Below are 14589 nucleotides of genomic sequence, written 5' to 3'. Positions count from 1 at the left end.
AGAGAATAATACCATGAAACGAACTTTTTTACTATATGTATTACTCGCTTGCCTGATAGGTATCCAAGCACAAGAAACAAGAACCTACCAAGAAAAGCAATCCTATAAAAACTGGGTAAAAATGGCTCCCAAATTGGAAGATTCTTTTTTCAAGACTCCCGAAGCCATACGTATAGCTGATAATGTATTGTTATATCAACAAACGACCGGTGGCTGGCCTAAGAATATCTTCATGCCAGCCGAACTTTCCAAAAAGGAACGTAAAAAAGTACTTGCCGCCAAAGGTAATATCAATGAGAGCACTATCGACAATAATGCCACCAGTACCGAAATTCGCTACCTCGCCCGTGTCTATCTCGCCACCAATATCGAAAAATATAAAGATGCTACTTTGGAAGGCATCCACTATATATTGAAATCACAGTATTCCAATGGTGGCTGGCCACAATTCTGGCCCCGCCCTACAGGTTACTATACACACATCACCTACAATGACAATGCCATGGTGAATGTGATGAATTTGCTACGCGAAGTCTACGAAAGAAAGCCCCCCTATACCTATGTTCCCGACAGTATTTGCGAAAAGGCACGTACCGCATTTGACAAAGGCGTGGAGTGTATCCTCAAAACCCAAGTAAAACAACATGGAAAGCTCACCGTATGGTGTGCACAACATGACGAACACACTCTAGCTCCCGCCAAAGCCCGAGCCTATGAATTACCTTCTCTAAGCGGTGCCGAGTCTGATAATATTGTTTTATTACTGATGTCCATTCCCAATCCCTCCTCTGAGATTATCACTGCAGTAGAGTCAGCAGTAGAATGGTTCAAGCAAAACAAGATTACAGGTATTATGCGCGAAACCTTCATCAATAGTGAAGGAAAAAAGGACTTTCGCATGGTTCCTTGCCCACAGGACGATTTCAATTGCCCCACGCTTTGGGCACGATTCTACACCTTAGAAGATAATCGGCCCTTCTTCTGTGATCGCGATGGCATCAAGAAATATGACATCTCCGAAATCGGTTATGAACGCCGTAACGGATACAGCTGGTACAACAGTGAAGGGCTGAAGGTATTAAAAAAGTACGAGCAATGGAAAAAAAAGTTATAAACTATCCCATTACCCACTTTGTACTCTTACCGAAACAACGATAGGCCATTGACACCAAAAACCATGATACACAGAATGCTACTACCGCTGCACAAGGGATTTGTAAACAGATCGGTACATGAATGACTCGCATCAGTACTACACTGGGACCAGTAAAGAAATAATGTATCATATAAACCCCAAAACCACAAAGGGTCAAATTAGCCAAGGCTTTCTTAACCTTTTCTGATTTTATATTCACCCGTTTGCAAAACATAAATATAGGAATTGTCATCATTACTACATTCAGAGAGCAATATGTGAAAAATAGCTCCAGCATCTCATCTGTATATTCCGGTAACGATGTAATATGGCGGAAGCCGAAGAACGTAACAGCATATCCAATTAAAAACATCGGAATACCTAATAACATCAATTTACTACCACTCCAATCGTGGTTCCGAAGATAATGTCCCAAAAGCAGGTAACCATTGAAACCCGCAAAATAATAGAACATTCCAAAAGCATTCCACGAACAACTTCCCCACAAGTATTGAGCAATGAATTCATTATAATAAGGTAATAATAAAGTCACTCCCCATGCAACAAGAAACCATAATTTAGCGCGTTCCGACGCTTTCTCCACCCATGCTGAAAATATGGGCAAATAAAGATAAAGCCCTATCAACAAATAGATGTACCACATATGAACAGCAAGAATGGAAAAATTAAAAGGTATTTGGGCAATATACTCCAAACTTACAGCAAACGACTGACGCATAACCTCTTCTCCCGAATAAGGGAAAAAATCAAGAATAACCCGGGGGGCTATGCCCAGCATCCCCGTTATCCACGGAAAAAGATTATAGATTACAGACCAGATAAGGAAAGGAAAGAATACGCGGGGAATACGTTTTCTGTAAAACACCGATATTTCACCATGTACCGGAAGCAACAACGCACCAGTAATCATAACAAATAGAGGTACGCATGGACGAAGTATTGCACCATAAATTGCTCCCCAAAACTTAATGTTGGCAATGTCAGGTGAAGTCCCCGGATAGAAATTAAAAGGATCTGCACTGTGACAACAGACCACGGTAAACATAGCCACCAACCGGACTACATCTAGCCATACAATGTGTTGTCTTTGATTTTGTCGTGAAAGAGTTTGTTCCATACTATCAGATTAATTAATAATTAGTAATGCAAAGATAGAAAAAAGCCGTTTACGAAATATTCCGAAACGGCTTTTTTGCATCAGCTGTTAAAACAGCATAAATATACATTTATTTAGTACAATTCCAAGGCTTCAATTGCTTGAAGAAGTCATTACCCTTATCATCTACCAGAATAAATGCAGGAAAATCTTCCACCTCAATCTTCCAGATAGCTTCCATACCCAATTCCGGATATTCCACACATTCAATACTCTTAATATTGTTCTGTGCTAAAATAGCGGCAGGTCCACCGATAGAACCAAGATAGAAACCACCATATTTCTTACATGCATCCGTAACTTGCTGGCTACGGTTACCTTTAGCAAGCATAATCATACTTCCACCGTGGCTCTGGAAGAGATCCACATAAGGATCCATACGTCCGGCAGTGGTCGGTCCCATAGAACCACAAGCCATACCTTGCGGAGTTTTGGCAGGACCGGCATAATAGATAGGATGATCTTTGATATATTGCGGCAAATCTTCACCACGGTCCAAACGCTCTTTCAGCTTAGCATGAGCAATATCACGACCTACAATAATGGTACCATTCAATGACAAACGGGTAGAAACCGGATATTTAGTCAATTCTTTCAGAATATCTTTCATCGGTTGGTTCAGGTTAATCTTAACAACATCACCCTCACCTGCCTTACGAAGTTCCTCCGGAATTAGTTCACCCGGATTACTATCCAGTTTCTCAATCCAAATACCTTCTTTATTGATTTTACATTTAATGTTACGGTCGGCAGAACAAGAAACGCCCAAACCTACCGGACAAGAAGCACCATGACGCGGCAAACGGATAATACGTATATCGTGAGCTAAGTACTTACCACCGAATTGTGCACCAAGACCAATCTTGTGAGCCTCCTCCAATACCTTCTTTTCCAGTTCAATGTCACGGAAAGCACGTCCGAATTCATTACCGGTAGTAGGCAGATTGTCATAGAAATGCGTAGATGCCAATTTCACAGTCAGCAAATTCTTTTCGGCAGAAGTACCTCCGATGACAAAAGCGATGTGATAAGGAGGACACGCAGCCGTACCCAACGTTTTCATCTTTTCTACGAGGAAAGGAACAAGTGTGCCTGGATTCAGGATAGCTTTTGTTTCCTGATAAAGATAAGTCTTATTGGCTGACCCCCCGCCTTTGGTTACACAAAGGAATTCATACTCCATACCTTCGGTAGCTTCAATATCAATCTGCGCCGGAAGGTTACACTTCGTATTAACTTCATCATACATAGTCAAAGGAGCATTCTGCGAATAACGCAGATTTTCTTCTGTATATGTTTTGTAAACACCCAGCGAAAGAGCCTCTTCGTCACAATAACCTGTCCATACTTGCTGTCCTTTTTCGCCGTGGATAATCGCAGTACCGGTATCTTGGCAGAAAGGAAGTACGCCTTTGGAGGCCACTTCTGCATTACGCAAGAAAGTCAACGCCACATACTTATCGTTATCGCTTGCTTCGGGGTCACTCAAAATTTTAGCAACCTGCTCGTTGTGAGAACGACGCAACATAAACGAAACGTCACGAAAAGCCGCATTAGCCATTGCAGTCAAACCTTCTTTCTCAATCTTCAAAATAGGATTTCCTTCAAACTCGCCTACTGACACATAGTCTTTCGTAAGCAGATAATACTCAGTCGTATCTTTCCCCTTTTCAAACATGGGTTGATACTTGAACGGAGGTGTTGTTGCCATAATTACTTGTTCATTTAATGTTTAAAAGTGATTCGTGTAGCAAAGGTAACAACTATTATTGAAATATTTCTTTAATTAGTCTGAAAACTTACCTTCTTCATTCGTCCTATCAACTCATCTCCAAGCTCTGTCTTTACCTCAATATGTTTCAAAACAGCCGTGACGAACGGATTACTTTCAAAATCGCCACGCACTTGTTCAAAATCCAGTTCTTTCTCTACTCGAGAACCATCGGCTCCGAAACCAGTCATAGAAGCCAAGGAAAATTCTTTCTTAGCATCCTCGTAAACCATACGATCAAGGCCAACAACAGATTCTTTCCATTTTTCTACAATATGAATAATGTCTTCAGAAGTTATATTTTCAGGATTGATACCGTAATATTCTTCCAGTTTCTCGTAAGCCCATGTCCATTCGTAAGTATAATAGTTCCGGTGCATCCGTTCAAACTCGGCATTAATATACTTTAAACGATTTACCACACCTGTTTCAATACCCTCTATTAAAGCATCTATCTCACTTTTGGGAGCAATCAAACCGGATATATCGACCCATTCACCACTACCAATAGATGTGTCGGGTTTCAACCGGGCACGAATTTCATCATCGCTCAAGAAATTGATACCTTCCAAACGCTTGATAATGGAATTACCCAGGAATTTATGAATAGCAATTTCATAGAAACCAATACCTTTTACCAAAGCCGAGTTACGGATTTTCGCACTGTGAAAAGAGTAGATGTCAGAAAGTTCACCGGAAGCATGACGGAGATTTATCAAAGTCTCCCGCCCCTTAAACATCTTCTGTACGGTGTAAGGACTGAGAAGATTATAATTGATAAAATCCAATTTGTTAATATCGGTACGTTTGTCACGTTTCGGCCATTTCTGCGCATCACGGATCGTACCGACGCTACGTAAGTTGACACCTGGTACAAGATAAGTAGTATTATTCTGCTCTATCAGATAAGAAAAGGGGAGATTAGAAGTATCGGAATGGTTGACGTGACGTCCCATAACGAGAGAAAAGGCCCCTACCCTAGCAGGCCATAGGATATAAGAATCGGAAGTAGTCTTGGCACCACGTTCCAATGTACCCTGATGGATAGGACCAAGTTTATACATGTGATTACTCTGGTTAGACCCCGAACCTGCATTCATAAATGAGAACATACCGGCTATCAAAAGAGTAGATTTGTGATGCGTCACGGTATAAGGGCCAGCAAAGATAGCACATGCTTCACCGTTCTCTCCTTGGCAGTTACTGAAAAACAAAGAATCGGAAGCGGAATAGTTATGTCCCAATTTACAAGCTTGCCCCACAAAGCAACGACTCAACATCGCGCCATCATCTACATGCGAACCGGAGGAAATAATAAAATCATCGCAGATAACGCCATGACCGATATGCACAGGAGCGACCTCATTACTATTAATACTTCCGTTGTACAAACGGCACGTACCACAGATACGGCAATAATCACCAATACGCACATTCTTAATAGAACCAGTATTGAGTATCATTACATGATTACCGATAGAACCGACATCAGAAGCATGTTTGTTGGAATAAAAATCCGTAATTTCCTTCATCCGGGCAATGAGTTCAGGACGATGGCGATAAAGCGCCATGATATAAGCTTGGTGGGCAGATAACTTGTCATTGATGAGTACCTCACGTCCCCCTGTCTCGTTCAAAACAGAAACCTCTACTCCATTACCGAACTTGGAAAGACCGTCAACCAAAATAATATCTACATTCTCAATGAAAGTGTCATGTCCAATCTCATAGTTGGCAATATAGTTCTGGATGTTTTCAATACAGCAATTGTCACCTACCGTCACATTGTGAAGTGTGACATGTCGCAACCCGGAATGTTTCTTAATTCCTCCCGGCAAAGTAAAACTCGACTGAAAAACTCCTAAACGTACCTCCCCTGAGAAACGGGTATGATGTACAAATTCCGTTGTAAAACCTTCTGCAACGGTTACTTTCTCCCAATCGTCAGCCAAACACGACTGACTCTTTAACCGGAGCACTTCATCTTCGGTCAAGTTTCTGTAATTCATAATCCTTATCAGTTTTGAAAATTATTCCTCACCATCTTCGTAAGTCTGATAAAGAAAATCGTTATAAGGATACTTCTGTACGTGCAATTCTTTGACACGTTGATAAACCACACTCTTCAGCTCCTCCAGATTAATCTTTTCGCGGGCAGAAATAAAGAGACAATTATCCTCCATTTTTGCCATCCACGTCTTCATCAGTTCTTCGAGTGTTAAGTTTTCTTTGGTTCTGGGGGTAAGGTCATCGACTGCTTTCTCTATATAAGTATAAGCATCTATCTTATTGAATACAAGCACCATGGGTTTACCGGATGCACCGATATCGGCCAATGTCTTGTTTACCACTTCTATCTGTTCTTCAAAATCAGGATGAGAAATATCAACAACATGCAATAACAAGTCGGCCTCACGTACCTCATCCAAAGTAGATTTAAAAGAATCTACCAGATCAGTTGGCAACTTACGGATAAAACCTACCGTATCGGACAACAAGAAAGGTAAATTCTCGATAATAACCTTGCGCACCGTAGTGTCCAACGTTGCAAACAACTTGTTTTCTGCAAAAACTTCGCTCTTGGAAAGCAAGGTCATCAAAGTGGATTTTCCCACATTGGTATATCCTACTAAAGCAACGCGAATCAGACGCCCACGATTTTTACGCTGGGTAGACTTCTGCTTGTCAATTTCAGCCAAACGTTCTTTCAGTAATGCCATACGGTTCAAGATGATACGACGGTCCATTTCCAACTGTGTCTCACCCGGACCACGCAAACCAACAGAACCTTTTCCTCCACCAGCACCAGAGCCACCACCCTGGCGTTCCAAGTGAGTCCACAGGCGTTGCAAACGGGGAAGCATATACTTATATTGTGCCAGCTCCACCTGCGTTTTAGCATTGGCAGTCTGTGCACGCATCGCAAAAATATCAAGAATAAGTGAAGTACGATCCAATATTTTGATTTTCAATTCCGCTTCAATGTTACGTATCTGTTTCGCCGATAGTTCATCATCGAAAATCACCATACCTACTTCACGCTCAGCTTCTTCTTCGTTATGGATATATTCTTTTATTTCTTCCAGCTTACCCTTACCGACATATGTCACAGAGTTTGCCTGATCTAACTTCTGAGTAAATTTTTTCACTACTTCCGCCCCGGCTGTCTCAGCCAAGAATGCCAGTTCGTCGAGATATTCGTTCGTCTTACGCTCATCTTGAGTCTTCGTGATAAGACCAACCAATACCGCAGTTTCAACCTGTACCTCGGAAATTATAAATTCTTTCATTGCCATATTCTGTCCTTATACCTTATTATATAATCACACTCCGGCTCTGACCGGAACAATTGACATATAAATGGGAGTTTAGCTGGGCTAAATTATCATTTATATGGCGACAAATATAGTGAAAAAGAAAGCATAAATAAAAGGTTCCTACTAAAAATCCCCCTGTCACTGAAGTACACTTCAAAAGTTTTGTGTCTAACTTTTGAGATATAGTTCAGTACAGGGGGATTTTATATCTAATCGATATTCAATCAAACATTATCTTACTTATCTAGCGGAAATGAGATTTGTGCAGCAAACAACGTCATACTATTTGTAGGATTGGCATCTTCGGTTAAAGTAATATAACTCGGATTTTTTATATCGTCCGTAGTCAATGTAAACAAACGTGCACTACTGTAACCAAACGGTACCAAAGCATTGTACATACCTTCATTATGATACCATACCCCATTACCTTCACCGGTCAGAGCACATTGTAATGCTATCTGGTTATCGCCAACCAATTGGTAGTTAAAATGCAGCACACCACCATAGCCACTACTGATAAAGTTAAAACCAAATGTACCTGTTTCAGAGAGCATAGTACCCATAAAAGCATATTGCAGAACCTCGCCTAATCCATCTTCCATTTCTTTCACCTTATCAAAATAAGGTTTGGCGTATTCACCCAACTGGCTGTAAGCGATAAACCAATCACCTTCTACAAACAATTCATTTACCGTAGGTGGTATTTTAATCATAGTAACACCAGAAGTAGAAGAAGTGAAAGCATCAGTCGATACATCATAAATCAAATCTGCAAATTCAGTACCATTCACAGTTATGGGAGCATAGAATTTCATACCAGTAGGGGTCACAATATAAGATACCTTTTGCGATACCGTTTCATCATTCACCTCATAGCTCAATGACAAAGTACGTTGTGATCTGCGTACAAATATCTCCATACCATCTACCGTCATCGTGAACTTATTGCTGAACATAGCTATTTCCACCGTTTGGATTTCTGTAATATAATCTTCCCAGTTACCACTAACCGGAGTCATCACAGCTACATTACCACTCTTCTTACCTTTCAATACCACTTTTTCTTGAGTAGCTTCCAGTATCAAGAAGTCATAGTCACCTTCCATTCCATATCCGGGACCTCCCAACCCCGATGGATCGTCAGGATCAGAATAAAAATGAAAAATTTCATTGTAAGTATCAAAAGAAAGCATTACGCCTGCACTCTGCTTCACAGAATAGAGACTGGTAGCCACATCGGTTGCCTCATAAACATCACTCGATACGCTAACCTTACCATTTTTTTCAAATTTCACCAATGTATTGTAACCGCCATACTTTTGCTGCATTTCAGGATAATACTCCATCAGCCATCCGTTTTCGGCTCCGGTCAATATATCCGTATAAGCTTTGATTGTCGCATCGGCACGGTCGGCAGATGAAGAGTCAAACAAATCTTCTTCCTCGTGAGTACATGCAGACGCCATCATGACCGCAACCAAACAAAATAGATAGTATATTTTCTTCATAATCGTATCCATTAATTAAGTGTTGATAAATCCATGTCCAAGACCTCTTGTGAACGACGCTGTACTACGGTACGAAGCTCATCCAAATCAATCTCCCATGTAGTTTTCATGTAATCTTTCACAATAGCCAGCTTTTGATCTATGATCTCACGTCCATAATCGTTTGCCAAGCTAACCAACGCATCCCAATATTCCGCCGTATGAGTAACATAAATAGAAATGAACTCTACAAAATCTTCTTGTGGTTCAGAACTACCGTAAGAAGAAATAAATCCCATATTAAGTGCGGCAGGAGAAATCTTTCCCAACTGTGGGTGTACCACTTCTTCTACATTCACCCAACTCCCAGCCTGATAGTTACTGGCGGATATAGTACCGAAATCGGTAGAATATTCCTTAGTTTGATGCAGAATATGTGCAAACTCATGGTGCATAGTCTTGAAATACCAATAATTCAGTTCATCAATGTCTATATTGTCCAAATCAATGGCATTTACATTATAAAGTGTAATCTTAAGACCACCTTCTGCTGTACCCAATACAACTTCTCCTTTACTGTTATAAGCCGGTGAACCTATCAACTGTATTATTTTAGGGCAATAAGTACGAATAAAATGTGGTCCTGCCAGTTCTTCGTAAGCATCAAGCCACAAAAACTTCACCATCTTAGCCAGTGCTACTGATTTATCATAATCGGCAGGGACAAGATTATACCCCATATCCGTTTCTTTATCTTCCAGATGATACTTGAAATTGATATTGAAAGGTCCGGCATAGTTATTGAGCAACCATGAATCAAACTCATTCTGAACTCCGGTATCTTCCGTATCAAAGATACTGTTCGAATTCAAGTCATCTTCACTACACGCTCCTAACATAAGAGCAGTGAGTAACATAAATATCCATTTTATTTTTTTCATATTCGTTTCGTTTATAAAAGTCATTTATTACGTGGATTCGCTTCAAGTCCTGCACTTATCACATCAGCCGGTAATTGGAAGGCACGACGTGGATCATCAGCTTTCAAAACATCATTTACCTGTCCTTCGCGATTATGCGAAATTTCTATGCGATAACGCTTGATATCCTGCCAACGTAGTCCTTCATGTATAGTCTCGATACGACGTAAATGCAAAATACATTGTATCATTTCTTTCTGATCACCTTCAGCCAGCGTAAAGCCGATAGGATTTATCTCCTTCTTAATGGTACGTTCGCTATTGTCAAGTGGCATACACTTGATGGCCTTATAGAAATTCACGATTTCTTCCGTAGTCACTTGTAAAGGAGCATCACCGGGAGCCGGTTGATTAGGATCGGCAAACATACGAGTATGTGTAGAAAGCCATGAATTGATATCCGCAGTAGCCTCATTAAGCATTCCCTTCAGCGCATAAGCCTCAGCGCGGCAAAGCAAAGTTTCATCTGCGCTGAATGCTAAAATAACATTCTTACGATAACCAATTCCATTTACCTTATCAGTATAGAAGAAATAGCCACCCACTTTACCTACCGCAAATTTTTGGTCCATACCCCACACATTTTTAAAGGGTAACAACTGATAATGGTTTCCCCACATACCTATAGCTCGACCGGTTTCCGTCATGCAAAGATCTTTAGAATGACCATATCGAGTACCTATATCATAAGGTCCTCCCCAATATCCCCAAGAAGAGGTCACCGGAAGAAGTAACAAATTAGCAGGATCACTGGCATTGATATAAGCATCCACACGGTTATCCCAGTTAGGAGTACCGCTTTCTATCACAATACTATACCAGTTTTTCAACATTTTTTGCGGAACTGTACCCAATACTACATTGGCATATTTTATCACATTATCCAGATTTTTGTAGTACAGATTAAAACGTGCAGCAAATGAATAAGCAGCCTTTTTATTAAAATGATATTTAGGAACCTTATAAATTCCATCATTTACCAATGGAAGTGCCTCTTCTATATCTTTATTTATTTTGGCATAGAGCTCTTTCATATTACCCCTCTGATAGGCAGGAGCTACTTCTGTCTCAGGTTTATCAGAATAAGGTATTCCCAGATCCTGTTCGGCTGTTTCAGGATTATAAGGTAGGCAAAAAAGATTTGCTAACGCAAAATGTCCGTAAGCGCGACACATCAAAGCTTCACCGCGTTGTGCTTGCAAACTGGCCGGATTTCCCATCTCTTCAATTGCAGCCAAAGCCTGATTGGCAGATGCAATAGCATTATAACATGCATCCCAATAACTTTTGGGAGAATCATTACCGGTACTTGTAATATTTTTCCATAAATAGGCCTCTTCCTGTGCCTTATCTTCTATAGAATATCTGGAACCGTTATCCACGGCATTATCCGATGCCATTTCCGCCAACACCACATCCGTATTACCCGGATAGGCAGACACCAACAAACTGGTAATTTTACTTTCAGTGTTCACTTCGGCCCGATTGTCAGGCATCGTATCCAGAAAATCGGCACACGAAGCCAATGTTATAGCAGAGCCAATCAATATATATAGTAAACTGTTCTTTTTCATATCCTTCATATATTATTGTATTTTAAATGCCTAATCTTACAGTAAGTGTAAATTGTCTGGGGACAGGAGCAGCCACACCGCCGGTATTATAAAATTCCGGATCCTGACCGTTCAACTTATCATCAGCATAAATCAGGAAAAGATTTGTTGCCTGCAATTTCAGTGAAAGATCACTCACTTTCAGAGGTTTCAACCAATTTTTCGGGAAATCGTATGATAATGAGATTTCCTTCATACGGATAAAATCACCTTTTGCTACACGAGCGGTAGAATAATTGTAAGCATTATAGGCATAACGCAGATAATTATCATTGTTATTCATGCGTTTATCGGCAATGACCGGAATATTCGTAGTATTTTCATCACCGGCAACGGTCCAACGATTTTTAAATTCCTTGGGCATTGCATCAAGGTCGGAATAGCGATTACTAAACACAGGATCCAGACGGATAACATTACCAAACGAATAAGTCATAAATACATTCAGTTTAAAATTCTTATAACTGAATACATTACCGAAACTACCGGTAATTGTAGGGTCTGTCGGTCCTTCATAAACCAAGTGCCCCTTATTGTCACGTTCTTGGAAGTCAATATCACTTACGGTCAGTTCACCTTTTTCGTTAATAAAAGTAGGTAATCCTTCTTCATTCAACCCTTGAAAATCCATAGAGAAAAGTGAGCGTACCGGATATCCCGCCATAGTAAAACCAGTACCGGTAATCATATCGATAACACGTGCTGTAGATTCAAGATCAGTCACCTCATTCTTAGTTTTCGAGAAAATGAAGTCTGTATTCCACTTAAAATCTTTCGTTACGATATTACGGGTAGAAAGAGTCAATTCTACACCATGTGACTTCATACTAGCTACATTGGCATACTTCATGATCTGTCCACCTACTCCCATAGTATTAATAACACCTATCAAATCGTAATTATTACGTTTATACCAGTCAGCAGAAAGATTGATACGGTTATTCAAAAATCCTATTTCAGCACCAATATTCAATTCGTGTTTCTTTTCGTAAGTAAGTTCGCTATTCTCAAGATCATATATTTGCAACCCGGACTCATTAACACTAGTAAAAGGACGCCAAGGATTATAACTTTGAATTACAACTCTGGAATTAGTTACACTGGCAGGTCCCCGGTCAGCAGTTAGTGAATAAGAAGCCTTTAAAGTCAAATTAGACAATGCCGGGGTAAGGCTTTCAAAGAACTTTTCTTCGTGCATGTTCCATGCTGCAGACACGTTCCATGTAGGAAGCCAACGTGCGGAACGGCTCTTTCCTAACTTATTGGTTCCTTCGTAACGTACTGTACCATTCAACGTATACCTCCCTTGATATGAGTAAGTAGCAGTACCGAAAAATGACGCTGAACGGGTACGAGTCTCATCTACCGTATAATACTGTGAGTTTTCCTCATTACCTTGCTTGAAATACAAATAATCATAGGCAGGAAGCATACCCATCTCATACTGCATACCTACACCGTTGAACCAAGTTTTTTTACGGTCTACGGCATTGATTTCCATACCTCCGAAGAAATTGAAGATATGATCATCATTAAACACATCGTTATAGCTAGCTGTCGCACGGAAATCATAACTATTCATAGAATACTTTGTTTCACGGTAGAAGCCCCCGACCGGCAATACACTTACAGGTAGAGAGTTTACATTATCCGGGTCTGTATATAACCACGGGTTAGCATCTCTCATAGTCGCATCATCCATAGCACGGAATGCCCAGGCTTGATTGGAATAATCTTTGATTTCATGACTTTGTGTAGTAGTTGAATATTTATAAGCACCCAATGCTGCAAGTTCCAATTTTCTAAAAGGTTTCCACTTTAATTCACCCTGAAATTTCAAGTCCACTACATCCAAACTCATATTGTTATTCTCCAACTCATTAAGAATATTGAAAGGAGCATAATTACGAACATAATATTCATTGGCATCTAACGCACGCGATGTATTCAGAGCATAAGAGTAAGGATTAATATCAAAATCACGTCTCACTTCACCAGAAACCACATCCAAACTTTGGCTTAAAGTACCAGGAGCCTTTTGCTTACGATATGAACCGTTACCAATCAAATTCAAAGACAAATGTCTGGAGATATTATATAATGCATTGATATTTGCAGTATAACGACTTACTTCACTTTGTTTATACCAGCCCGGATCGTTCATCACACTTAATGAAGTGTAATAAGAAGCCTTATCCGTACCGGAAGACATGCTTATAGCATGATTTTGAGAAACAGAATTATTAAACAATACATCAAACCAATCAGTATTTCTATATTCAGCAGCCTGTAGGTAGGCGTTACGTGCAGCAACCGTATTCGCCAAAGCATATTTTCCAGTTATGGGATCATATGTGTTGAGTAAGTGATACATTTTACCATATACACCACTATCTGATGCACGATAAGTTTCCGCCAAATTTAAATATCCTCCTCTTTCCATTTCGCGATAGACACTCATCTGTTCCTGCGAATTCATAATGTTGTAATTGCGATAGCTAGGTTTCATACGGAGAGAAAATTCACCCGTATAGCTTATTTTATTACTACCTGCCTTACCCTTTTTAGTAGTAACTACAATCACACCCGCCATAGCACGTGCACCATAAATAGATGTAGCAGAACCGTCCTTCAAAATTTGAAAGCTTTCGATATCATCAGCATTTAAACCGGCAATGGCAGAAGAAATTAATGTTTCAGCATCACCTGAAGACAATGCATCGGCATCTACTTCAGTAACATCTTCCATAATAACTCCGTCTACAACCCATAGTGGTTTAGAACTACCATATATAGAAGTAGCACCACGTACACGGATTTTGGGAGCTGTACCAAATGTTCCGGACACATTCTGCACGGATACACCGGCTGCACGACCTTCCAATGCACGACTGATTTCAGCGATACCGTCCAGCTTTACATTATCAGCAGCCAATTTGGTAGCAGCTCCGGTGAACAATCTCTTGTCCATCTTTTGCATACCAGTGACAACAACCTCATCAAGTACTTCACTATCAGCCTTTAAAGTAACTTTCACATGAGGTTTTATTGCTACTTCCAGTGTCTGCATACCAACATACGAAACACGCAAAGTCTTCGCAGAACT

At 40.3% G+C, this 14589-nt stretch carries 9 protein-coding genes; 1 reads left to right on the top strand and 8 read right to left on the bottom strand.

All coding sequences use genetic code 11. The features are described from left to right. The first annotated feature begins 13 nt into the window (after positions 1 to 13). Entirely contained in the window at positions 14 to 1114 is a 1101-nt protein-coding gene (gene pelA, locus DXC10_RS04165; RefSeq protein WP_101544289.1) for a pectate lyase, read from the top strand. A gap of 1 nt (position 1115) precedes the next feature. On the opposite strand, the gene DXC10_RS04160 is transcribed toward pelA, so the two are convergent. From DXC10_RS04160 to DXC10_RS04125, 8 genes are all read right to left on the bottom strand, one after another. Then, complete coding sequence (locus tag DXC10_RS04160; protein WP_117737390.1) at positions 1116 to 2273, bottom strand: acyltransferase; 1158 nt, start codon at positions 2271 to 2273, stop codon at positions 1116 to 1118. Between the two features lie 109 nt (positions 2274 to 2382). Then, positions 2383 to 4023: a fumarate hydratase gene (locus DXC10_RS04155; protein ID WP_101544286.1), complete on the bottom strand. Its 1641-nt coding sequence runs from the start codon at positions 4021 to 4023 to the stop codon at positions 2383 to 2385. Positions 4024 to 4094: 71 nt separating this feature from the next. Then, on the bottom strand, positions 4095 to 6092 hold the full coding sequence (locus DXC10_RS04150) for a DUF4954 family protein (protein ID WP_101544283.1): 1998 nt from the start codon (positions 6090 to 6092) through the stop codon (positions 4095 to 4097). Between the two features lie 21 nt (positions 6093 to 6113). Beyond that, positions 6114 to 7373: a GTPase HflX gene (gene hflX / locus DXC10_RS04145; protein ID WP_117737531.1), complete on the bottom strand. Its 1260-nt coding sequence runs from the start codon at positions 7371 to 7373 to the stop codon at positions 6114 to 6116. A gap of 263 nt (positions 7374 to 7636) precedes the next feature. Beyond that, entirely contained in the window at positions 7637 to 8911 is a 1275-nt protein-coding gene (locus tag DXC10_RS04140; RefSeq protein WP_158557812.1) for a DUF4302 domain-containing protein, read from the bottom strand. 11 nt (positions 8912 to 8922) lie between these two features. Continuing rightward, positions 8923 to 9831 (bottom strand): putative zinc-binding metallopeptidase, encoded by a 909-nt coding sequence (locus tag DXC10_RS04135; protein ID WP_101544280.1) that lies wholly within the window; start codon positions 9829 to 9831, stop codon positions 8923 to 8925. 20 nt (positions 9832 to 9851) lie between these two features. Beyond that, a complete protein-coding gene (locus DXC10_RS04130; RefSeq protein WP_101544781.1) occupies positions 9852 to 11444 on the bottom strand; it encodes a RagB/SusD family nutrient uptake outer membrane protein in 1593 nt (530 codons plus the stop codon). Between the two features lie 22 nt (positions 11445 to 11466). After that, a partial coding sequence (locus tag DXC10_RS04125) for a SusC/RagA family TonB-linked outer membrane protein (RefSeq protein WP_233519874.1) occupies positions 11467 to 14589 on the bottom strand: 3123 nt, incomplete at its 5' end.

This window comes from Bacteroides sp. OM08-11, from assembly GCF_003438665.1.
Classification (GTDB): domain Bacteria; phylum Bacteroidota; class Bacteroidia; order Bacteroidales; family Bacteroidaceae; genus Bacteroides; species Bacteroides cutis.
This window is presented reverse-complemented; position numbering and strand designations above follow the sequence as displayed.

Excerpts from the sequence above, each read along its gene's own strand:
- DXC10_RS04135 (WP_101544280.1), bottom strand. The coding sequence starts at position 9,831 with ATGAAAAAAATAAAATGGATATTTATGTTACTCACTGCTCTTATGTTA.
- hflX (WP_117737531.1), bottom strand. The coding sequence starts at position 7,373 with ATGAAAGAATTTATAATTTCCGAGGTACAGGTTGAAACTGCGGTATTG.
- DXC10_RS04130 (WP_101544781.1), bottom strand. The coding sequence starts at position 11,444 with ATGAAAAAGAACAGTTTACTATATATATTGATTGGCTCTGCTATAACA.
- DXC10_RS04160 (WP_117737390.1), bottom strand. The coding sequence starts at position 2,273 with ATGGAACAAACTCTTTCACGACAAAATCAAAGACAACACATTGTATGG.
- pelA (WP_101544289.1), top strand. The coding sequence starts at position 14 with ATGAAACGAACTTTTTTACTATATGTATTACTCGCTTGCCTGATAGGT.
- DXC10_RS04150 (WP_101544283.1), bottom strand. The coding sequence starts at position 6,092 with ATGAATTACAGAAACTTGACCGAAGATGAAGTGCTCCGGTTAAAGAGT.
- DXC10_RS04155 (WP_101544286.1), bottom strand. The coding sequence starts at position 4,023 with ATGGCAACAACACCTCCGTTCAAGTATCAACCCATGTTTGAAAAGGGG.
- DXC10_RS04140 (WP_158557812.1), bottom strand. The coding sequence starts at position 8,911 with ATGAAGAAAATATACTATCTATTTTGTTTGGTTGCGGTCATGATGGCG.